At 70.4% G+C, this 19,093-nt stretch carries 23 protein-coding genes; 8 read left to right on the top strand and 15 right to left on the bottom strand.

Annotated elements, in window-relative coordinates:
* The first annotated feature begins 59 nt into the window (after positions 1-59).
* Together AB0I18_RS03235 and AB0I18_RS03240 are read left to right on the top strand one after the other, a co-directional pair.
* Positions 60-1,418, top strand: coding sequence for a 3-oxoacyl-ACP reductase (locus AB0I18_RS03235; protein WP_363103632.1), 1,359 nt, complete (start codon positions 60-62; stop codon positions 1,416-1,418).
* A gap of 137 nt (positions 1,419-1,555) precedes the next feature.
* Positions 1,556-2,422, top strand: coding sequence for a MaoC/PaaZ C-terminal domain-containing protein (locus tag AB0I18_RS03240; RefSeq protein WP_363103706.1), 867 nt, complete (start codon positions 1,556-1,558; stop codon positions 2,420-2,422).
* A gap of 24 nt (positions 2,423-2,446) precedes the next feature.
* Here the strand turns inward: AB0I18_RS03240 and AB0I18_RS03245 are convergent, their stop codons facing one another.
* The 7 genes from AB0I18_RS03245 to AB0I18_RS03275 all read right to left on the bottom strand — a co-directional run bounded on the left by AB0I18_RS03245 (position 2,447) and on the right by AB0I18_RS03275 (position 7,525).
* Positions 2,447-3,088, bottom strand: coding sequence for a TetR/AcrR family transcriptional regulator (locus AB0I18_RS03245; protein ID WP_363103707.1), 642 nt, complete (start codon positions 3,086-3,088; stop codon positions 2,447-2,449).
* Between the two features lie 77 nt (positions 3,089-3,165).
* Entirely contained in the window at positions 3,166-3,474 is a 309-nt protein-coding gene (locus AB0I18_RS03250; RefSeq protein ID WP_363103633.1) for a DUF4229 domain-containing protein, read from the bottom strand.
* A gap of 94 nt (positions 3,475-3,568) precedes the next feature.
* Complete coding sequence (locus AB0I18_RS03255; protein ID WP_363103634.1) at positions 3,569-4,129, bottom strand: GNAT family N-acetyltransferase; 561 nt, start codon at positions 4,127-4,129, stop codon at positions 3,569-3,571.
* A 74-nt stretch (positions 4,130-4,203) separates the two neighbouring features.
* Entirely contained in the window at positions 4,204-4,854 is a 651-nt protein-coding gene (locus tag AB0I18_RS03260) for a UdgX family uracil-DNA binding protein (RefSeq protein ID WP_363103635.1), read from the bottom strand.
* A 117-nt stretch (positions 4,855-4,971) separates the two neighbouring features.
* Positions 4,972-6,135, bottom strand: coding sequence for an aminofutalosine synthase MqnE (mqnE, locus tag AB0I18_RS03265; protein ID WP_363103636.1), 1,164 nt, complete (start codon positions 6,133-6,135; stop codon positions 4,972-4,974).
* A gap of 99 nt (positions 6,136-6,234) precedes the next feature.
* Entirely contained in the window at positions 6,235-6,693 is a 459-nt protein-coding gene (locus tag AB0I18_RS03270; protein WP_363103637.1) for an Lrp/AsnC family transcriptional regulator, read from the bottom strand.
* Between the two features lie 127 nt (positions 6,694-6,820).
* On the bottom strand, positions 6,821-7,525 hold the full coding sequence (locus AB0I18_RS03275) for a UbiX family flavin prenyltransferase (RefSeq protein WP_363103638.1): 705 nt from the start codon (positions 7,523-7,525) through the stop codon (positions 6,821-6,823).
* Between the two features lie 90 nt (positions 7,526-7,615).
* On the opposite strand from AB0I18_RS03275, the gene AB0I18_RS03280 reads away from it, so the two are divergent.
* Positions 7,616-8,233, top strand: coding sequence for a rhomboid family intramembrane serine protease (locus AB0I18_RS03280; protein ID WP_363103639.1), 618 nt, complete (start codon positions 7,616-7,618; stop codon positions 8,231-8,233).
* 62 nt (positions 8,234-8,295) lie between these two features.
* On the opposite strand, the gene mqnP is transcribed toward AB0I18_RS03280, so the two are convergent.
* A complete protein-coding gene (gene mqnP / locus AB0I18_RS03285; protein ID WP_363103640.1) occupies positions 8,296-9,198 on the bottom strand; it encodes a menaquinone biosynthesis prenyltransferase MqnP in 903 nt (300 codons plus the stop codon).
* Positions 9,195-10,652: a menaquinone biosynthesis decarboxylase gene (locus AB0I18_RS03290; RefSeq protein ID WP_363103641.1), complete on the bottom strand. Its 1,458-nt coding sequence runs from the start codon at positions 10,650-10,652 to the stop codon at positions 9,195-9,197. Before AB0I18_RS03290 ends, mqnP begins: the two co-directional genes overlap by 4 nt.
* An 88-nt stretch (positions 10,653-10,740) precedes the next feature.
* On the opposite strand from AB0I18_RS03290, the gene AB0I18_RS03295 reads away from it, so the two are divergent.
* Together AB0I18_RS03295 and AB0I18_RS03300 are read left to right on the top strand one after the other, a co-directional pair.
* Entirely contained in the window at positions 10,741-11,205 is a 465-nt protein-coding gene (locus AB0I18_RS03295) for a PLD nuclease N-terminal domain-containing protein (protein ID WP_363103642.1), read from the top strand.
* Between the two features lie 173 nt (positions 11,206-11,378).
* Positions 11,379-12,767 (top strand): cytosine permease, encoded by a 1,389-nt coding sequence (locus tag AB0I18_RS03300; protein WP_363103643.1) that lies wholly within the window; start codon positions 11,379-11,381, stop codon positions 12,765-12,767.
* 61 nt (positions 12,768-12,828) lie between these two features.
* Here the strand turns inward: AB0I18_RS03300 and AB0I18_RS03305 are convergent, their stop codons facing one another.
* The 3 genes from AB0I18_RS03305 to AB0I18_RS03315 all read right to left on the bottom strand — a co-directional run bounded on the left by AB0I18_RS03305 (position 12,829) and on the right by AB0I18_RS03315 (position 15,165).
* Positions 12,829-13,278 carry a VOC family protein gene (locus AB0I18_RS03305; RefSeq protein WP_363103644.1) on the bottom strand — a complete coding sequence of 150 codons (450 nt, stop codon included), beginning with the start codon at positions 13,276-13,278 and terminating at the stop codon, positions 12,829-12,831.
* Positions 13,275-14,894 (bottom strand): hypothetical protein, encoded by a 1,620-nt coding sequence (locus AB0I18_RS03310; protein ID WP_363103645.1) that lies wholly within the window; start codon positions 14,892-14,894, stop codon positions 13,275-13,277. Before AB0I18_RS03310 ends, AB0I18_RS03305 begins: the two co-directional genes overlap by 4 nt.
* A gap of 73 nt (positions 14,895-14,967) precedes the next feature.
* The gene (locus AB0I18_RS03315; RefSeq protein WP_363103708.1) at positions 14,968-15,165 is read right to left on the bottom strand and encodes a hypothetical protein; all 198 of its coding nucleotides are present in this window, start codon (positions 15,163-15,165) and stop codon (positions 14,968-14,970) included.
* A 256-nt stretch (positions 15,166-15,421) separates the two neighbouring features.
* On the opposite strand from AB0I18_RS03315, the gene AB0I18_RS03320 reads away from it, so the two are divergent.
* Complete coding sequence (locus AB0I18_RS03320; protein WP_363103646.1) at positions 15,422-16,060, top strand: methyltransferase domain-containing protein; 639 nt, start codon at positions 15,422-15,424, stop codon at positions 16,058-16,060.
* A gap of 24 nt (positions 16,061-16,084) precedes the next feature.
* Here AB0I18_RS03320 and AB0I18_RS03325 read toward each other — a convergent pair whose 3' ends face one another.
* Together AB0I18_RS03325 and AB0I18_RS03330 are read right to left on the bottom strand one after the other, a co-directional pair.
* Entirely contained in the window at positions 16,085-16,198 is a 114-nt protein-coding gene (locus tag AB0I18_RS03325) for a DUF397 domain-containing protein (RefSeq protein WP_363103647.1), read from the bottom strand.
* Positions 16,146-17,108: a helix-turn-helix transcriptional regulator gene (locus tag AB0I18_RS03330; RefSeq protein ID WP_363103648.1), complete on the bottom strand. Its 963-nt coding sequence runs from the start codon at positions 17,106-17,108 to the stop codon at positions 16,146-16,148. The genes AB0I18_RS03325 and AB0I18_RS03330 overlap by 53 nt, the downstream gene beginning before the upstream one ends.
* Positions 17,109-17,259: 151 nt before the next feature.
* Between AB0I18_RS03330 and AB0I18_RS03335 the strand changes: the two genes are divergently transcribed.
* Positions 17,260-17,484 carry a hypothetical protein gene (locus AB0I18_RS03335; protein ID WP_363103649.1) on the top strand — a complete coding sequence of 75 codons (225 nt, stop codon included), beginning with the start codon at positions 17,260-17,262 and terminating at the stop codon, positions 17,482-17,484.
* 101 nt (positions 17,485-17,585) lie between these two features.
* On the opposite strand, the gene AB0I18_RS03340 is transcribed toward AB0I18_RS03335, so the two are convergent.
* The gene (locus AB0I18_RS03340; RefSeq protein ID WP_363103709.1) at positions 17,586-18,446 is read right to left on the bottom strand and encodes an alpha/beta hydrolase; all 861 of its coding nucleotides are present in this window, start codon (positions 18,444-18,446) and stop codon (positions 17,586-17,588) included.
* A gap of 115 nt (positions 18,447-18,561) precedes the next feature.
* On the opposite strand from AB0I18_RS03340, the gene AB0I18_RS03345 reads away from it, so the two are divergent.
* Positions 18,562-19,029 (top strand): GNAT family N-acetyltransferase, encoded by a 468-nt coding sequence (locus AB0I18_RS03345; RefSeq protein ID WP_363103650.1) that lies wholly within the window; start codon positions 18,562-18,564, stop codon positions 19,027-19,029.
* Positions 19,030-19,093: the final 64 nt, after the last annotated feature.

Genomic DNA, 19,093 nt, shown 5'->3' on the forward strand with positions numbered 1-19,093 from the left:
TGCCCGAGCGCAGGACCGGGCACAGGATCAAGCCACAGGACCGAGCTGGGAGTTGGACCATGGCCGACCGCTACCTGAGCTTCACCGGCACCGCGCCCGGCCGCTTCCTGACCCGCCGGCTCGGGCTGCCGCAACCGGCGCCGCTGCGGCGCTGGTCGGCCGAACACCCCTCCCTGGACGGCAGGTTGCTCCACCTCACCGCCGGCAAGTCGGACCCGGACCTCGCACCGGTACTGGCCCGCACGGGTCTGGAGGTCGGCACGCGTGCGGATGCCGGTACGGGAAGGCCGACCGCCGTCGTCCTCGACGCCACCGGTGTCCGTGACACCGACGCGCTCGCCGAGGTGCACGCGGCGCTCCACCCCGTCGTACGGTCGGTCGCCGAGAGCGGCCGGATCGTGGTGCTCGGCGCGCCCCTGGACCCCGCTGACCACCACCAGTACGCCGTCCAGCAGGCCCTCGAAGGCTTCGTACGGTCCCTCGGCAAGGAGATCGGCCGCGGGCGCACCGCGAACCTCGTACGGCTCACGGACGCGGGCGCCGCCGAGTCGACCCTCCGCTTCCTCCTCTCTCCCAAGTCGGCCTACATCAGCGGGCAGTTGATCGAGGTGGGCGGCCGTGACGCTGGCGTCGACACCGGCATCGGCATCGGTGGGGCGACAGTGCCCGTGGACGATCCGGCGAAGCCGCTCGCCGGGCGCACCGCCCTGGTCACCGGGGCCGCGCGCGGTATCGGTGAGGTGGTCGCCGAGACGCTGGCGCGGGACGGGGCGCGGGTGGTGTGCCTCGACGTGCCCGCCGCCGGGGCCGACCTCGCCCGGGTCGCCGAGCGGCTCGGCGGGACCACCCTGCCGCTCGACATCACGGCGGGCGACGCGGGCGCCCGGATCGCGGCGGCGCTGCCCGGCGGACACCTCGACATCCTTGTCCACAACGCCGGGATAACCCGCGACCGCAGGCTGGCCAACATGCCCGCCGAGCGGTGGAGTTCGGTGCTCGACGTCAACCTCGCGAGTGTCCTCCGCAGCACGGACGCGCTCCTCGCCGCTGGGGCCCTGCGCTCCGGCGGGCGCATCGTCGCCACCGCGTCCATCGCCGGGATCGCGGGGAACGCCGGGCAGACCAACTACGCCGCGTCCAAGGCGGGGATCGTGGGGCTCGTACGGTCCCTCGCGCCTCGTGCGCTTGCCGAGTACGGGGTGACGGTGAACGCCGTCGCGCCCGGTTTCATCGAGACGAGGATGACGGCTGCCGTGCCGTTGTTCATTCGTGAGGCGGGGCGGCGGATGAACTCTCTTGGGCAGGGTGGTGTGCCGGGGGATGTGGCCGAGACGGTGGCGTGGTTTGCGGGGCCTGGGTCTGGGGCGGTCAATGGGCAGGTTGTTCGGGTTTGTGGGCAGAGCCTTCTGGGGGCGTGACGTTTGGCTGGGTTCGAAGGTGCGGGCCGTACGTGGCTGGTCGCGCCCACGCGGCGGAGCCGCACAGTGTCACAGCCCCGCGCCTGAAGGGGCGCGCCTGGCTTAGGAGTCGATCAACAGTGGACGGTACGGCGGAAATGATGCTCACCCACACCCTCACCCGGTCCCCCTACCTCGCTCCCCTCCTTGCCCGGGGTGCTCTCCTCTCGCCCTTCAAGCGGCCCCGGCACGGCGTCAGAGCGCCCCGGGTTCGTCTCGTCCTGCCCGGTGTCCGTATCGATCTGGCCAAGCTCGCCGCGTACGAACGGGCCTGTGGGTTCGGGGTGGGGGCCGATGAGTTGCCTGTGACGTATCCGCATGTGCTGGGCTTTCCGCTGGTCATGCGGCTGATGAGTGAGCGGGCGTTCCCGCTGCCGCTGCTCGGCCTTGTGCACACGTCGATCGGGATCACCCAGCACAGGGTTCTGGCGGCCACCGGGGCGTACGAACTCACGGTGTACGTCGATGAGTTGGCGCCCCACCGCCGTGGCACCGAGGCAGTCGTCGTGACCGAGGCCCGGGCGGGCGGCGTACTCGTGTGGGAGTCCAGGAGCACGTACCTCGCGCGGCACAGGACCGCCGGGAGCGCCTCGGGCACCGGAAAGCAGCCGCCCGCCGAGAAGCGCGAGCCGCCGCTGCCCGTCGTCGCCGAGTGGCGGCTCGCCGGGGACGTCGGGCGGCGGTACGCAGCCGCGTCCGGCGACCGCAACCCGATCCATCTGCACCCCCTCGCCGCCCGGCTGTTCGGCTTCCATCGGGCCATCGCGCACGGCATGTGGAGCGTGGCGCGCTGCCTCGCCGGGCACGGGGTGCCCCAGGCGGCCGTGGTGCGGGCGGAGTTCAGGGCGCCGGTGCTGCTGCCGGGGACGGTGTCGTACGGGGCCGACGGCGACGCGTTCGAGCTGCGCGGGGCCGGTGGCCGGCTGCATCTGAGCGGGCGGGTGGATCCGCTACCGCTGCTCTGACCGGGACCGGGGTTTCGGCTCCATCTACCGCTGCTCCGACCAGGGTTGCCCCTGCATCAGGGCGCCGAGCCCGGCCCAGGCGAAGTTCATCAGGGTCGCGGCGGCCTGCCTGGAGGAGATGCCGGGCGTGGCGTTGGCCCAGGCGGCCAAGGACTCGGCGGCACCGACGAGCGCCTCCGCAAGACCGGCGACCTCGCGCTCGGGCAACGACGGGTCCCGGTGGGCCTCCCGGGCCGCGACCACGATCAACTGGGTGACGAACGCCACGATTTCCTCGCGCATCGCACTGACCTCGGCGGCGAACGGCTCCCCGTGCGTACGCGCCTGGAGGTGCAGTACCGCCCAGCCGTCCGGGTTCTGCGCGGTGTGCGTGAAGAACGCCCGCAGCCCTTCCCAGAGTTGGCGGTCGGCGGGCAGGCCGGGCCCGACCCCCGCGCGTACGGCCGCGGTCAGGGCGGCGGCCTCCCGGCGGATGCACGCGGTGAACAGGTCTTCCTTGGAGTTCAGGTACAGGTAGACCAGCGGCTTGGACACGCCCGCCAGATCGGCGATCTCGTCCATCGACGCGGCCCGGTACCCCCGTTGTCCGAAGGTCCGCACGGCGGCGTCCAGCATCTGCTGTTCGCGCACGGCACGCGGCATCCGCTTGCTCTTCACTCCACCCACTCCACCCATGGGGGCAAGCGTACGATCGCCCGCCGCCGGGCGGATCCGCGCGGATCGCCGCGTTACGTTGCGTTACGTTACGAGGCCTGGCCCCGCGCGCCGCCGCGGACCGCCTCGTCGACGGCGGCGTCCTCCTGGCTGCGGTTCGCGTCCAGGTTGGCCTTCGTACGCTCGACCCGGGCCACCACCTGCGCCGACGCGCGGTCGCGCTCCTTGCGGAGGACCACGAAGCTGATGGGCGCGGAGATCAGCAGCGAGAGCAGGACGACCCACATGTAGTTGGAGTCGCCGAGGCCGCGCGGGGCGATGCCGGAGTAGACGAGGCCCCAGACGACCACGAGGCAGCCCGCGAAGATTCCTAGGCGCATCAGTGTGTAGCGGAGCATCTCAATCCACTCTTCCCGTTCCGAACATTCCCAACATTCCCAAAGGGCACCGTCCAGTCAAGCACGGGTCGGCCGGGATCTTGTAGGGGGGTCGTCAGGTGAGCGGCAGCAGCATGGTGACGTCGTCCCGGTCGTCACCGGGGGCCACCCGGATCGCGGCCGGCACCCGGCCGACCTCCTTGTATCCGCAGGAACCGTAGAAGCGCTCAAGGCCCGTCCCGCCCCGGCAGGTGAGCCGTATCGCGTCGATGCCCTCGAACCCGCGGGCGGCCGCCGCGGCGGTCGTGAGCAGATCTCGCCCGTACCCCTTGCCCTGGTGCTTCGGATGCACCATCACCGTGTAGAGCCACACCCAGTGCGCCATCAGCCGATGCGTGTTGAAGGAGAAGAAGGCCGTCGCGACGACGTCCCCGGACCCGCTCCTGCCGCTGCCCCCGGACTCGGCCCCACCGTCGTCCCGGCCGACCAGCAGCCTCATACGTCCCTCGCTCATCGCGGCGAAGTGCTTCACGAGTTCCGGACGTACCGCCTCGCGCGAGACGGGAGGTACGAAACCGACGGCGCCGCCCGCGTTGGACACGTCGACCCACAGGTCGACGATGCCGTCTCGCAGGGCCGGGTCGACGGAGGGGTCGAGCTGGAACGTAAGGGCCATGGGAGGAGGTTATCCATTACCCCGTAAACGGCTCAAGAACGTTCCGCAGAACGGACACCAGCCCTCCGCATCCCTCAGCGCAGTGCCTGCGCAGCCACTTTCAGGTCGGAGACCAGTCCGCGGTAGGCCGCGTCGCGGTCGTCGGAGCGCAGCACCGCGGAGGGGTGGATGGTGGCGACGACCCGTTGTTCCTTCCGGCCGTGGATCTCCTCTTCCAGCAATATCCCGCGCTGCTGTGTGACCCGGAACGACGAGCCGAGCAGCGCCTTGCCGGCGGTGGCTCCGAGCACCACGATCAGCTCGGGTTCGACGAGGGCCAGTTCGGCGGCGAGCCAGGGGCCGCAGGCCGTCATCTCGCGGAGGCTGGGCGCTTTGTGGATGCGGCGCTTGCCGGGTGCGGACCGGGTGAACTTGAAGTGCTTGACGGCGTTCGTCACGTACGCCTGGGCCGGGTCGATGCCCGCCTCGGCCAGGGCCCGGTCGAGCAGCCGTCCGGCGGGCCCGACGAAGGGCTCGCCCTGGCGGTCCTCCTGGTCACCGGGCTGCTCTCCGACGAGCACGACACGTGCGCCCGTCCTCCCCTTGCCGAACACCGTCCGGGTCGCCTCGCGATGCAGCGGACACCCACGGCACTCGGCGGCAGCCTCCCGCAGTGCGCTCAACCCACCGCGCGAGGGCACGAACGGCTCAGCGGTATAGGCATCCTCGGTCGCAGTGGTAGCCATGCGAGCCGGGTACCCGCCCCCTGTCGGGCTGAAAAGCAGGGCGCAGCCCGCTTTTCAGGGGCGCGGGGAACTGCGCGACCAGCCACAACGAACCCGCACCCGACAACACAAGAACCCTCAGACCCGCATCGGCTGAGGCGACTCCCGGCGTGCCGGGTCCGCACCCTCGTACTCGCGGATGATCTCGTACCGCGTGTTCCGCTCGACCGGCCGGAACCCGGCGTCACGGATCAGATCGAGCAGATCCTCACGGGTCAGCTTGTTCGGCGTGCCGTAGTTGTCCGCGTCATGCGTGATCTTGTACTCGACGACCGACCCGTCCATGTCGTCGGCCCCGTGCTGGAGCGCGAGCTGGGCGGTCTGCACACCGTGCATGACCCAGAAGACCTTGACGTGCGGCACGTTGTCGAAGAGCAGCCGGGAGACCGCGAAGGTCTTCAGCGCCTCGGCACCCGTGGCCATCGTCGTACGCGCCTGGAGCCGGTTGCGGACCTTGCCGTCCTTCACGTCCACGAAGTCGTGCTGGTAGCGCAGCGGGATGAAGACCTGGAAGCCGCCGGTCTCGTCCTGGAGCTCACGCAGGCGCAACACGTGGTCGACCCGGTGACGGGGCTCCTCGATGTGCCCGTACAGCATCGTGCACGGGGTCTTGAGGCCCTTGGAGTGCGCGAGGCGGTGGATCCGCGACCAGTCCTCCCAGTGCGTGCGGTGGTCCACGATGTGCTGGCGGACCTCCCAGTCGAAGATCTCCGCACCTCCGCCGGTGAGCGACTCCAGACCCGCCTCGATCAGCTCGTCCAGGATGTCCGAAGCCGACATGCCCGAGATCGTCTCGAAGTGGTGGATCTCCGTCGCCGTGAAGGCCTTCAGCGAGACGTTCGGCAGGGCCTTCTTCAGCTCCGAGAGCGACCGGGGGTAGTACCGCCACGGCAGGTTCGGGTGCAGCCCGTTCACGATGTGCAGCTCGGTGAGGTTGTCGTTCTCCATCGCCTTGGCGAGGCGGACGGCCTCCTCGATGCGCATCGTGTACGCGTCCTTCTCGCCCGGCTTCCGCTGGAACGAGCAGTACGCGCAGGACGCGGTGCACACGTTCGTCATGTTGAGGTGCCGGTTGACGTTGAAGTGGACGACGTCACCGTTCTTGCGCGTCCGCACCTCGTGGGCGAGCCCGCCCAGCCAGGCCAGGTCGTCCGACTCGTACAGCGCGACGCCGTCCTCGCGGGTCAGCCGCTCCCCGGCCCGGACCTTGTCCTCCAGCTCGCGCTTGAGCCCGACATCCATGCCTTTACCTCTCCTCGAACTCCGAGACGAACCCTGCCAACCGTACGCCCCCACCCTTCGGGCGGGAGGGGCCCCATCAGCCACTTCGTGCCTGCGCCCCTACTGCTCTTCCTCCGGCAGCTCTCCGACCCGGTTCTCCCACTTCGTGGAGAGCACGATCGTCGTACGCGTCCGGGAGACGCCCTTGGTGCCGCTCAGCCGCCGGATGGTCTTCTCGAGCCCGTCCACGTCCGGCGCCCGCACCTTGAGCATGAAGGAGTCGTCACCGGCGATGAACCAGCAGTCCTCGATCTCGTTGAGTTCCTTCATCCGGAGCGCCACGTCCTCGTGGTCGGCGGCGTCGGAGAGCGAGATGCCGATGAGGGCGGTGACGCCGAGGCCGAGCGACGTGGCGTCGACCGTCGCGCGGTAGCCGGTGATGACACCGGCCGCCTCCAGGCGGTTGATGCGGTCGGTGACACTGGGTCCCGACAGTCCGACGAGGCGTCCCAGCTCCGCATAGGAGGCCCGGCCGTTCTCCCTGAGGGCCTGGATGAGCTGCCTGTCCACCGCGTCCATGCGATCGATAGCCTTCCGCTGAAGTGTGTGGGTCCGCGAGTTCGCGAACTTGTGAGTCTGTGCGTGTGGGCCGTACTCGGGTTGTACGTACTCGGGTTGTGGGTACTGGCGTTGTACGTACTCGGGCTCAGGTCGTACGGGTGCCGCCACCGAGTTCGCCTTCCCAGCGGCGGTACAGGTCGTGCTCGACGCCCGCCGCGTCCAGCACCCGCCCGGCCACGAAGTCCACCAGGTCCTGGATGTGCGTGGCCCCCGCGTAGAACGCCGGGGAGGCCGGCAGTACGGTCGCGCCCGCGTCGTCCAATGTCACCAGATGCCGCAGCGTCTGCCCGTTCAGGGGGGTCTCCCGGACGGCGACGACCAGCTTGCGCCGTTCCTTGAGCGTGACGCTCGCGGCCCGCTGCAACAGGTCCTTCGAGAGGCCGAGGGCGACTCCGGCCACGCAGGCCGTGGAGGCGGGCACGATGAGCATGCCCTTCGAGGGGTACGAACCGGAGGACGGCCCCGCCGCCAGGTCCCCCGCGGCCCAGTGCCGTACGGCGTCTGCGTCGGCGTCGGCCCGTCCCCCGAAAGTGCTGAAGGTGCCCGGTTTCCCGTCGGCCCCCCGCGCCAGCCACTCCCCCAGGTCCTCCCGCCAGTGGGCGTCCCGGAAGCCGATCCCGGTCTCGTCCAGCAGGGTGAGCCGGGAGGCGCGGGAGACGACGAGGTCGACGCTCTCGCCCGCATCGAGGAGGCCACGCAGCACGGCAGCGGCGTATGGAGTGCCTGAGGCGCCCGACACCCCTACGATCCAAGGCGTACGCGCCGTCTCTCCTGGCTTGACTGGGTTCACGACACCGAGCCTATCCGGCACGGCGGAATGGGAACCGGACGAGGGGGTACGGCCGTTTCCCAGAGGGACGAGCTACTGGTGGGGGCTGCCATGTCGGGTACGACGTCGAGTACGAAGCTTGAGTGGACACGCGGGGACCGCGCCAGGACGGCCGCCAAGGTGATGGTGGGCTGGGTCGCACTGCTGTGGCTGCTCGAAGGGATCGACGCGGTCAGCGGCCACGCGCTGGACCGCTTCGGCATCGTGCCGCGTACGGCATCCGAGCTGGTCGACATCGTCCCCGCCTCCTTCATCCACTTCGGTTTCGGACATCTGGCCGCCAACACCGTGCCCCTGCTGGTCCTCGGCTTCCTGGCGGCCCTCAGCGGGGTGCGCCGCTTCGCCGCCGTCAGTGCGCTGATCATCGTCGCCGACGGGCTCGGCGTCTGGCTCATATCCCCGGCGGGAACGAACACGGCGGGCGCCTCCGGCCTGATCTTCGGCCTCTTCGGCTTCCTGCTGGTCAGCGGCTTCGTCGAGCGCCGGCTTGCCGGCGTCGCCGTCGGCCTGCTGGTCGGTGCGGTCTGGGGCAGCTCGATGCTGATGGGCCTCGCGCCCACGCAGTCGGGCGTCAGCTGGGAGGGCCATCTGATCGGCCTGGTGTCCGGCGTGGCGGCGGCGTTCCTGTTCCGCCGCCGGGCCGGCGCGGCCCCCTCGCTCACGCCTTGAGCCTACCGGCGGGCCGACAGGGGCCCAGAGCCCGGTTCTGAACCCCCGGCCACTCGGACGGACTACACCGTGAGGCCGCGCACCAGCAGGTCGAGCAGCGCGCACACGAAGAGGCTGATGCCGATGAAACCGTTCGTCGAGAAGAATGCCCTGTTCAGCCGCGACAGATCATGCGGCCGCACGATCGAGTGCTCGTAGACGAACGCACCCCCGACGATCATCAGGCCGAACCAGAAGAAGGCACCGGCGTCGGTGGCGAGGGCGTACCAGACCAGGAGGGCCGTTGTGAGCGTGTGGCAGCCGCGGGCGCCCCAGATCGCGGCCGGGATGCCGAAGCGGGCCGGGACCGACAGGACGCCGGTCTCACGGTCCGTCTTGACGTCCTGGCAGGCGTAGATCAGGTCGAAGCCGCCGATCCAGATGCCGACCGCGAGGCCGAGGATCACGGCATCCCAGGACCACTCGCCGGTGATCGCCAGCCAGCCGCCGATCGGGCCCATCGCCTGGGCGAGCCCGAGGATGGCCTGCGGGAAGTTCGTGAACCGCTTGCCGTACGGGTAGACGACCATCGGGATCACCGCGATGGGGGCCAGCGCCAGGCAGAGCGGGTTGAGCAGGGCCGCGGCGCCGAGGAAGAAGACCAGGGCGACCAGCGCGCCGGTCCACGCGTGCTTCACCGACATGGCGCCGGTGACCAGCTCGCGCTGGGCCGTACGGGGATTGCGGGCGTCGATCTCCCGGTCGATGATCCGGTTCGCGGCCATGGCGAACGTCCGCAGGCCGACCATCGCGACGGTCACGAGGAGCAGCCTGCCCCAGTGGATGTTCCCGTCCAGCTGGAACATCGCCGACAGCGCCGCGATGTACGCGAAGGGCAGCGCGAAGACGGAGTGCTCGATCATGACGAGACGCAGGAAGGCCTTCGTGCGCCCCGGCTGCGGGAGCGCCGCGGAAGCTGAGCTCACAGTCCGTACTCCTTCCATCGGCGGTCGACCGTCGCCGCCGTCTCCGGGTCGGACAGCACCATCTCAGGCCAGCCCCCGTCTCGCGTGTAGCCCTCCTCGGGCCATTTCCGCGTCGCGTCGATGCCCGCCTTGCCACCCCAGAACTGCTGGTAGGAGGCGTGGTCGAGGTGGTCGACCGGGCCCTCGACGACCGTGAGGTCGCGGGAGTAGTCCGTGTTGCCCAGCGCGCGCCACGCGACCTCGTGCAGGTCGTGGACGTCGCAGTCCGAGTCGACGACCACGATCAGCTTGGTCAGGGACATCATGTGGGCGCCCCAGACGGCGTGCATCACCTTCTGGGCGTGCTTCGGGTACTTCTTGTCGATCGCGACGATCGCGCAGTTGTGGAAACCGCCCGCCTCGGGCAGGTGGTAGTCCACGATGTCCGGCACGATGATCTTCAGCAGCGGCAGGAAGAACCGCTCGGTCGCCCGGCCCAGCGGGCCGTCCTCCGTCGGCGGGCGGCCGACCACGATCGACTGGAGCAGCGGGCGCTTGCGCATCGTGACGCAGTCGATCGTCAGCGCCGGGAAGGACTCCTGCGGCGTGTAGAAGCCGGTGTGGTCGCCGAACGGGCCCTCGGGGAGCATCTCGCCGGGCTCCAGCCAGCCTTCGAGTACGACTTCCGCGTTCGCCGGGACCTGCAACGGCACCGTCTTGCAGTCCACCATCTCGATCCGCCTGCCCTGGACGAACCCGGCGAAGAGGTACTCGTCGATGTCACCGGGCAGCGGGGCCGTGGACGCGTACGTCACCACGGGCGGGCACCCGAAGGCGATCGCGACCGGCAGCCGCTCGCCCCGGCGGGCGGCCACCTGGTAGTGGTTGCGGCTGTCCTTGTGGATCTGCCAGTGCATGCCGATGGTGCGCTTGTCGTGGCGCTGGAGCCGGTAGAGCCCGAGATTGCGGATGCCGCTCTCCGGGTCCTTGGTGTGCGTCAGGCCCAGGTTGAAGAACGACCCGCCGTCCTGCGGCCAGGTGAAGAGCGCGGGCAGCTGGTCCAGGTCCACGTCGTCGCCCTGGAGCACGACCTCCTGCACGGGCGCGTTGTCGGACTTCACCTTCTTCGGCGGTACGTGCGTCATGGCGCCGAGCTTCCCGAAGGCCTCGCGCACACCGACGAACCCGTGCGGCAGCTCGGGCCTGAGCAGCCCGCCGATCTTCTCGCTGATCTCGTCGTACGACTTCAGGCCGAGCGCCTTGAGCAGGCGGCGGTCGGTCCCGAAGACGTTCATCGCGAGCGGCATCGCCGACCCGCGCACGTTCTCGAAGAGCAGTGCGGGGCCGCCCGCCTTCTGGACTCGGTCGACGATCTCCCCGACCTCCAGATGCGGGTCGACCTCGACCTTGATGCGCTTGAGGTCGCCCTCGCGTTCCAGCGCCCGGAGCAGGGACCGAAGATCGTCGTAAGCCATGCGTTCCAGTATCGGGTACTCGCTACCCTGGCCCTGTAACGGGGGCCGCTCTCGCGGCCCCGATCTCCACACGCAGGGGGACCGCCTCATGCTTCGGGTGCTGATGATCCTGGTGCCGCTGGCACTCAGCATCTACGCGTTCATCGACTGCATCTCCACCGACGAGAAGGAGATCCAGTACATCCCCAAGCCGCTCTGGGCGATCCTCGTACTGCTCTTCCCGCTGGTCGGCTCCATCTCCTGGCTGCTCGTCGGCAGGAAGCGCACGCCCCGCGGCGCCGCGTCGAGTGGCTCGGGTCGCCGGGGCGGCTGGGTCGCGCCCGACGACAACCCCGAGTTCCTCAAGTCCCTCAAGGACGACAAAGGCGAGAAGGGCGAGAAGGCCAAGCAGGACGACGGCAAGGGCGAGGCGGACGACACGAACGAGGTGCGGGACGACGACGCCCACCTCAAGAACTGGGAGGACGACCTGCGCCGCCGCGAGGAGGAGCTGAAGCGGCGGGAGGGCGGGACCGGCGACGGCCCCGACGACGCCGCACCGCCGAAGCCCTGACGCGGAGCCTGCCGGGGAGGGCGGGCGGAGGGCGGCGGAGTCGCCGCCGCCCCGGGCCCCTCCAAGTCGTCTCCCTACAAGGCGTCTCCCTACAAGGTGTACGCCGACGAGCCTCCCGAAGCGGACAATGCGCCCCTGGGCCCGGGCGCGCGGGGGCCGGACACTTACCGGGCATGACGACAGCTCCGGCCAGTAGTACCTCCGCTCCCCCGGCCCCCGAGTACGGCGACAAGGTCATCGCCGTCGAGACGGCGGGCTCGGAGCCGATCCCCCTCGCCGAGCGGCACGGCAGCCCGCTTCAGTTGCTGTGGACCTGGGCCTCGCCGAACATCGAGTTCGCGACGGTCTACATCGGTGTCATCTCCGTCCTCTTCTTCGGCCTGAACTTCTGGCAGGCCTCGGCGGCACTGCTGCTCGGCACGGCGCTGGGTGCCCTCACCCACGGAATCCTGTCCCTGGACGGGCCGCGCTTCGGTGTCCCGCAGATGGCCATCGGCCGGTTCGCCTTCGGCTACCGGGGGAACCTGTTCCCGGCCGGGGTCAACGCCCTGGTAGCGGGGGTGGGTTGGTTCGCCGTGAACAGTGTGAGCGCGGCCTTCGCGCTCAACACCCTCACCGGACTGCGCCCGTTGCCCTCCCTCCTCCTCGTCGTCGCGGCGGAGATCGTCATCGGCTTCATCGGGCACAACTTCGTGCACGTCTTCGAGCGGTACGCGTTCCCGGTACTGGCCGTCGTGTTCCTGCTGGCGGGCGCCTGGACCTTCGCCGAGGCCGACCTCGGCGCGCCGAGCGGGGGCGGCGGCATCGGCGGCTTCCTGCTCGCGTTCAGCGCGGCCTGGGGGTACGCGGCCGGCTGGAACCCGGGCGCCTCCGACTACTCGCGCTATCTGCCGCCGACCGCGTCCCGGCTGCGTACGGCCCTGTATCCGGCCGTCGGGCTCTTCGTCTCCATCGCCGTCGTCTCCGTGATCGGCGCGGCCTCGGCGACGATCGTGGCCCCGGAGGGCTCGACCCCGACCGCCGCCTTCACCGGCCATCTCCCGGGCTGGCTCAGCGACTTGGTGCTCCTGGCCATCATCCTGGGCGCGGTCTCGGCGAACGCCATCAACGTCTACTCCTCCGCCATGTCGGTCACCTCGCTCGGCCTGCGTCTGCCGCGGTGGCTCGGCCGCAGCGCGCTGGTCGTACTGTCCGGGCTCGCGGGTACGGCCGCCGCGTGGGCGTCACTGGCCGACGCGGGGCATGCCTACGAGGCGTTCCTGCTGGTCATCGCGTACTGGGTGGGGCCGTGGCTGGGCGTGGTCCTGGTCGAGCGCTGGGCCCGCTCGCGCACACCGGCCGAGGAGCTGGCCCCACGGCTCGGCGACCACACCTTCACCAACTGGCCCGGGATCACCGCCCTGTTGGCCGGCATCGCGGTCTCCGTCCCGCTCTTCTCCAACCAGGAGAAGTACGTGGGCTGGGTCCCGGAGCAGTGGCCGTCCTTCGGGGACATCACGTGCCTGGTGGGGTTCGTGGTGAGTGCCGGGGTGTACGCGGGGCTGCGGCGCGGGCGTTCGTAAGTCGGCGGGCCGGTCGGTCGGTCGGAGGGCCGGCCCGGGTCGGGGCCGGTCGGAGGGCCGGTCAGACGATCGGCTGGCCGATGCCCAGCAGGTTCCCCTCGCTGTCGCGGAACCAGCCGCCGCGTTCGCCCCGGGCGCCCTTGCTGGGATAGTTCCCCTCGACATCGGCGATCCCGTCCCGCGTGCGCAGCCCGGGCAGGTCGACCTCCTCGAACACCACGCCGCGCCGCCTGAGTTCCGACACGGCGCCGTCGATGTCGTCGACCTCCCACGCCATCTGGGTGAACGTGCCGGGCGAGGATCCCGTCGACTGGAACAGGACGAAGTCCACGCCTCCGCACCGGTACAACAGCCCACCGGGCCGCTCGTCGACGGGCTCAAGACCGAGCCGTTCGGAGTAGAAACGCCGCGCCCGCTCCAGGTCCTGGGCCGGCAGCCTGGTCGCCACGCGCCCCCGGGCCAGAATGCCCCTGCCGTCCTTGCTGTCGTCCTTGCTGTCGTCTGCGTTCATCTCTCCACTGTGCCGTGAGCGGCGGCCCGGGACGAGTTCCTGCGCCGATGTCCGACAACAAGCAGCGCCGAGCCGACGGCAGCCACGACTCCGGTACCGACGGCCCAGCCGCCGAGGCCGGTCCCGTCAGCCCCGGCCCCCTCACCGTCGGTCCCGACCCCACCGGCCCCGGGCAGGGCGCAGGAGAAGGCGCCGGTCTCCGTCTCCGCCACCTGGACGGCTGCCGTGTCGTTGCCCCGCATGGTGTCCCGGACACGGGTGTTTCCGTCCACGCCCGATTCGGCGGTCCAGGCCGAGACGGCCACGCAGCCGGAACGGGTGTCCGTACTCGTCGTGCGCAAGGTGAACTCGTAGAAGACGTCCTGGCCGACTTCGCTGTACTGGCGGCAGGTGTAGCTGCGGCCCTTGTCCTTCGTCCGGCAGACCTGCTCGCTCATCTCCTCCTCGGCTTCGGGGTCGTAGGGCGCCTGGATCACCTTGGTGCCGGGCGGTACGACGAACACGGTCCGGATCTCGCCCGTCCGGGCGGGGCCGTTGTTGCGGTAGCCGATGCGGATGCGGTGACTGCTGCCGACGTCGCCGCGCAGCGCTGCGCCGAGCGCCTCGACATCGGCCGTGTTGCGTACCGGGACCAGCAACTCCGCCGGCTCCGGATTCTTCGTGAACGTCGTCCCTTTGCCGCGGATCGGGTCGGGGGTGAGGGACAAGGGCGGGCCCTGCCCCGGCGCGAGCCCGGTGCCGGGCTCGTCCACGCAGCACGGCGGGCCCGGATGCCGTCCGGAGGAGTGGAAGGGCCATGCCCCATGGTTCAGGCGTTCGGCGAGCGCGTCACGGTCCGGCTTCAGCCGCGGTGCCGGGGTCACCCGCACCGTCTCACCGGGAGCTATGACGGCGTCGGGCAGCAGGCACTGGACCACGCCGGTGCGGGTGTCCTCGGGATAGAGGCAGTTGCTGTGCCGGGTGGCCGGGGACAGATCTCCGTTGCCTTCGGTGAGCAGGTCCATGAGCAGTACGACGCCACGGGCGGGCACATCACCGGTGTTACGGATGACCATGGGCACACCGAACGATTCGCCGACCGCCGTCTCCTTGCGGGCGGGGCTCTCGTTCACCCGCAGTTCGGGCCGCCCGGCGATCACCGTCAGGGTGCCCCGGACGGCGGGCAGGCCCTCCGGCCTGAGGGTGTAGCGCAGGGTGCCGGAGGCCCCGGCGCGGACACCGGCCGCAGGGCGGAGCCGCAGCTCCCGCAGGTTCCAGCCCTCGGAGTCGGGGTGCAGCGGCATGGCGCAGGTGAAGGACGGCATCCTCGGCCCGCAGCCGTCGGAGCTCCCCGCGACGACCGCCACACCGTCGATCCCCGAGGCGTCCACGGAGAGTTCGGCATCCCGCGCCGGACCGTCGTACGCGAACTCCAGGCCGAGCCGGTCGGAGGTGTACGGCTCCTGCGTGTGCAGGGGCACGTAGAAGACGCCCTGCGTCAGATCGCGCGGGCCGCTCTCCGCCGCCGTGGCCCTCCCGGGACCCGCGAGCGCGGCCGGCAGGGCCAGGACGGCCGGCAAAACGGCCGACGCACAGCGGACTACCGCTGTGCGCCGACCCTCCCGTATGCCGAACATTGCCGCAGTATGCCGCACCGCCCGTTTTGGCCGCCTTGGCGCGTTGGGCACTCGCTGTGAGTGCGGTTCCCACTCAGTTCCCCGCCGCCATGGCCAGGCGGTAGAACGCCTGGGTGATCCGGGGCCGGGTGATCTCGTCCAGCAGGTGCCGCCACTCGGGATCGGCGGTGGCGGGGTGCGCGTGGTCCCAGGCGGCGAGCAGCGGGGCGAGGTCGCGCTCGATCTCGGTGAACTCGTCCGCCCCTCCGGCGATCCCGGTCAGGTCGTCCATGGAAGTGCTGCTGATGGAGGAGAGCTGCGCGTTCATGGGATTTCCTTCCGGATGGGGAGGCTGCGAACCGCCTGGATCTGCTCGGATTCTGCTGATGCCCTGCCACTGCTCTGCTGCTGCCCTGCTGCCGTTCTGCTGGGTTCAACGATGCCGCTGTCCGCCCGTCGGCGCGAGGAGGCTCACTCCCCGATCGAGGGTGGAGCCAGCCCCCCATCGGGGGGCGGGTTGTCAGCCCCCGGGACTAGCCTTCCCTGCCATGACCTCGCATCCGGACGCCACCAGGGCCTCGTACGACACCGTCGCCGCCGACTACGCCGAGCTGGCCGAGAACGAGTTGGACAACAAGCCGCTGGACCGGGCCATGCTGGCCGCCTTCGCCGAGAAGGTGCGGGCGGGCGGGGGTGGCACGGTCGCGGATCTCGGGTGCGGGCCGGGACGGGTGACGGTGCATCTGGAGCGGCTCGGGCTGGACGCGTTCGGGGTGGATCTGTCGCCGGAGATGGTGGCGGAGGCCCGGCGGCGGCATCCGCGTCTGCGGTTCGAGGTGGGGACGATGGCCGGCCTCGACATCAAGGACGACTCACTGGCCGGGGCGATCGTCTGGTACTCCACCGTGCACACTCCGCCGGAGGAACTGCCCGTGTTCTTCGAGGAGTTCCAGCGGGTTCTGGCTCCGGGCGGCCATCTCCTGCTCGCCTTCAAGGTGGGCGACGAGCGGGTGCACCTGGAGCACGGGTACGGCCATGACATCGACCTCGACGTGTACCGGTTCCCGCCCGAGCGGGTCGTCGAACTGCTGCGTCGGGCGGGGCTCGTCGAGGTCGCGCGGCTCGTGCGCGAGGCGGACGAGTGGGAGAAGACTCCGCAGGCCTTCGTGCTCGCCCGGAAGCCGTAGCCGGAGCGGTGACGTCGACCTCGATCAGCGCAGGGCAGACATGAAGGCAGACCAGGCCGAGCGGTTGATGAGCAACACCGGTCCGTCAGGGTTCTTGCTGTCGCGGACGGGGACGAGGGTGGGGAAATCGGGGGCCACTTCGACGCAGTTGCCGCCGTTGTCGCCGCTGTAGCTGCTCTTGATCCAGGTCGCCGCGCTCAGCTCGTGCCTGTCCATGATGCTCGTACCTCTCCATCACGTCGCTGATCAGGGCGGCGGATTCGCGGGCTGACGGAGCGTCCGCCCTGAGCACATCATAGGTCTGGCTATGGCTCGCAAAGACGGCTGGATCGTCGTTGAAATGGCCACGGTCAAGAGACTCCGAGTAGACCCATTGGTGCCCTTCGGGCAGCGTGATCAACGACATCGAGCCGTTCGGGCGGACGACTCCGGGGAGGCCGGACGGGACGACCTGGATGTGAATGCCGGGGCGCTGACCGACGCGCAGCAGGTGCGCACACTGGTCGCGCATGACGGCCGGGGTCCCCACCAGGTTGTGCAGACAACTCTCGTCCAGGACAACGGAGTAGAACGGGCCGTCAGCCTCCAGGAAGCGCCGCTGTCGGCTCAGCCGGGCCCGGACCCGCTCCTCCACCTCATCCGGGCTCGCGAGTCGGCGACCGAACAGCGCCCGCGCATAGTCCTCCGTCTGCAACAGACCTGGCACGACCCCTTCTTGATACTCCCGAAGGTCAACCGCCACCGCGTCCATCTCGGCCCGCCGCCGGAACCAGTCCGGATGCTCCACCTGCGGATACCAGTCGATCCGCCCCCACAACCGCCCCAACACCCCACCCGTACCCAGCAGTTCGTCGCACGACTTCGCGAACGTGTCCTGCGGGACGCGCGTGCCCGCCTCGACCCGGGCCACGTGCGAGCGGTCGCACGGGATCTGGCGGGCCAGGCCCTCCTGGGTGAGGTCGGCCGCCTCGCGGAAGTGCTTCAGCACCTCCCCGAACACGGCGGCAGTGGTGGCCGCCGCTCCCCCCTCGGCATTGCGTCGGCTCACAGCATCGCCTCCGTGACAGTGGGCCAGTGGCACGCGTCCAACGTTGAACGGGCTGTTCCGTTGAGCGACGCTGGATGCACCCAGAGTAACGAGCTGTTCACGCGTGGCGGGTGCGAACGGCGAACAACGCAAAACGACCTACGGAGTGACCGTGGAAGCACAAGCAGCACCGGAACCCGGGGCCCTCGTCTACGACCCGGCGGCATGCAGGGTCGGCGAGTACCGGGACACGACAGGGCCGTACGCGATGCTGCGCCCCGTGGGCGGCGGCCGCGAGTGGCAGGCCGACCCGGCACGGATCCGCCCGGCCACGGCGGACGAACGGCTCGCCGCCGCACTGAAGGCGGCCAACAGTCGTTCTGGACGCAAACTGTGACGCCGAGTCAGGGTGACACCCCGAGCGCCCCGAGCGCCCCCGAGCCCGGTTCCAGTCCGTCACGGGCCTCCGTGATGTCCTGAACCTTCCAATCACTCGCTTCACTCGCTGTCGTTCTGGGTGAGGAAGCGTGCGACCGTCCCGGAGAAGTGGGACGGGGCGTCCAGCCACGGGAAGTGGGCCGCGTCCGGCTGGACGGCCAGTTCCGCCTTGGGGAACAGGTTCGCGATCTTGGCGGCGACGTGTGGGCGCGGGCCGCTGTCCAGTTCGCCCGCGAGGACCAGCACCCGTGCGTCCAGTCCGGCGACGGCGGCCCGGACCGCGGCGGGGTCCTCGAACGCTCCGGCGGACGCGTACACGTCCGCCGCCTCGTCGTTGACCTGCGCCAGTTCGGACGCGGCATGCGCCTGGGCGGCGGCGTCCCAACGGCCGTACAGGAACGGCATACCGGCGTCGAAGTCGGCGTCACTCGCCGAGCCGTCCCAGATCCTGCCGAACGCCTCGTACACGGCGGGCCCGAACCACGGCTCGCCGGCCCGCAGCGCCGCCGCCTCCCGCCGGTGCTCCAGGGTGAAGTCGACGCCGAGCGCGCGGGCACGGGCGGTGACCAGGGTGAGCGTGCGGACGCGCCGCGGGTGCCGGGCCGCGTAGAGGATCGCGAGGTCGCCGCTCGCCGAGTGCGCGAGCAGGTCGACACGGTCCAGGCCGAGGTGCTCGCGGAGGGCTTCGACGTCCTCGACCTGCCGGTCGCAGCGGTACGTCGCCGGGTCGGCCGGGATGCCGGAGTCGCCGGTCCCGCGCAGGTCGAGCAGCACCAGCCGGCGGTGCCTCGACAGCCCGCCCAGATCACCGAGATAGGCGGAGGCCCGCATGGCCCCGCCGGGCAGGCAGAGCAGCGGTTCGCCCTCGCCTCCGACGTGGTAGGCCAGTCCGGTGCCGTCGGGGGCGGTGAAGGTGGGCATGGCGCTCATCCTCGTCACCACCGACCGACGCGGCAACGGGTATTTCCGCAGCGGGAATTACCGCAGCGGTAACTACCTGGTTGACGTCCCCCGACGCACGCGGTTCCCTGCTCCGATGACTGACCTTCCTACCGACCTCCGTATCGAGCAGGCCGGGACTGACGACGCCACCCTCAAGGACTGGCAGCACGTCCACAACGTGATCGTTCCGCCGGCCGCGATGTCCCTCGACGAGGTACGGGAGCGGGCCGGGCGCAATCACCTGGACGTCGCCTACCGCGGCGACGAGTTGATCGGCTGCTCGACGGTGCGACCGCCTGAGGGCGACGCGGCGACGGCCACGGTGATCGCCCGCGTGCTCCCCGGCCACCGCCGCCAGGGATTCGGCGAGCAACTCTACGTACGGGGGCTGGCGTTGGCGCGTGAGCTCGGCGCCCGGACGATCGAGACCGTCGTGCTGGCCGTCAACACCGAGGGACTGCGGTTCGCGGAGAGGCACGGGTTCGTGGAGTGCGACCGGTACGTGTTGCCGGGTGAGAGCGCGCTGTGGATCGACCTGCGTCTAGGACAGGAACTGACCTAGTGGGCTCCTAACGTCGGGCGTGCGTTCTTCGAGACGCGACATCCGAACGCCCGACACCCAACGC

Origin of the sequence: Streptomyces sp. NPDC050704 (assembly GCF_040654355.1) — a bacterium.
Taxonomy (GTDB): domain Bacteria; phylum Actinomycetota; class Actinomycetes; order Streptomycetales; family Streptomycetaceae; genus Streptomyces.

Bases quoted from the DNA above. Each gene is read 5' to 3' on its own strand.
- AB0I18_RS03235 (WP_363103632.1), top strand. From the start codon at position 60: ATGGCCGACCGCTACCTGAGCTTCACCGGCACCGCGCCCGGCCGCTTC.
- AB0I18_RS03240 (WP_363103706.1), top strand. From the start codon at position 1,556: ATGATGCTCACCCACACCCTCACCCGGTCCCCCTACCTCGCTCCCCTC.
- AB0I18_RS03320 (WP_363103646.1), top strand. From the start codon at position 15,422: ATGACCTCGCATCCGGACGCCACCAGGGCCTCGTACGACACCGTCGCC.
- AB0I18_RS03290 (WP_363103641.1), bottom strand. From the start codon at position 10,652: ATGGCTTACGACGATCTTCGGTCCCTGCTCCGGGCGCTGGAACGCGAG.
- AB0I18_RS03250 (WP_363103633.1), bottom strand. From the start codon at position 3,474: ATGCTCCGCTACACACTGATGCGCCTAGGAATCTTCGCGGGCTGCCTC.
- AB0I18_RS03270 (WP_363103637.1), bottom strand. From the start codon at position 6,693: ATGGACGCGGTGGACAGGCAGCTCATCCAGGCCCTCAGGGAGAACGGC.
- AB0I18_RS03300 (WP_363103643.1), top strand. From the start codon at position 11,379: ATGACGACAGCTCCGGCCAGTAGTACCTCCGCTCCCCCGGCCCCCGAG.
- AB0I18_RS03310 (WP_363103645.1), bottom strand. From the start codon at position 14,894: ATGTTCGGCATACGGGAGGGTCGGCGCACAGCGGTAGTCCGCTGTGCG.
- AB0I18_RS03255 (WP_363103634.1), bottom strand. From the start codon at position 4,129: ATGGCCCTTACGTTCCAGCTCGACCCCTCCGTCGACCCGGCCCTGCGA.
- AB0I18_RS03260 (WP_363103635.1), bottom strand. From the start codon at position 4,854: ATGGCTACCACTGCGACCGAGGATGCCTATACCGCTGAGCCGTTCGTG.
- AB0I18_RS03295 (WP_363103642.1), top strand. From the start codon at position 10,741: ATGCTTCGGGTGCTGATGATCCTGGTGCCGCTGGCACTCAGCATCTAC.
- AB0I18_RS03345 (WP_363103650.1), top strand. From the start codon at position 18,562: ATGACTGACCTTCCTACCGACCTCCGTATCGAGCAGGCCGGGACTGAC.
- mqnE (WP_363103636.1), bottom strand. From the start codon at position 6,135: ATGGATGTCGGGCTCAAGCGCGAGCTGGAGGACAAGGTCCGGGCCGGG.
- AB0I18_RS03280 (WP_363103639.1), top strand. From the start codon at position 7,616: ATGTCGGGTACGACGTCGAGTACGAAGCTTGAGTGGACACGCGGGGAC.
- AB0I18_RS03315 (WP_363103708.1), bottom strand. From the start codon at position 15,165: ATGGACGACCTGACCGGGATCGCCGGAGGGGCGGACGAGTTCACCGAG.
- AB0I18_RS03305 (WP_363103644.1), bottom strand. From the start codon at position 13,278: ATGAACGCAGACGACAGCAAGGACGACAGCAAGGACGGCAGGGGCATT.
- AB0I18_RS03340 (WP_363103709.1), bottom strand. From the start codon at position 18,446: ATGCCCACCTTCACCGCCCCCGACGGCACCGGACTGGCCTACCACGTC.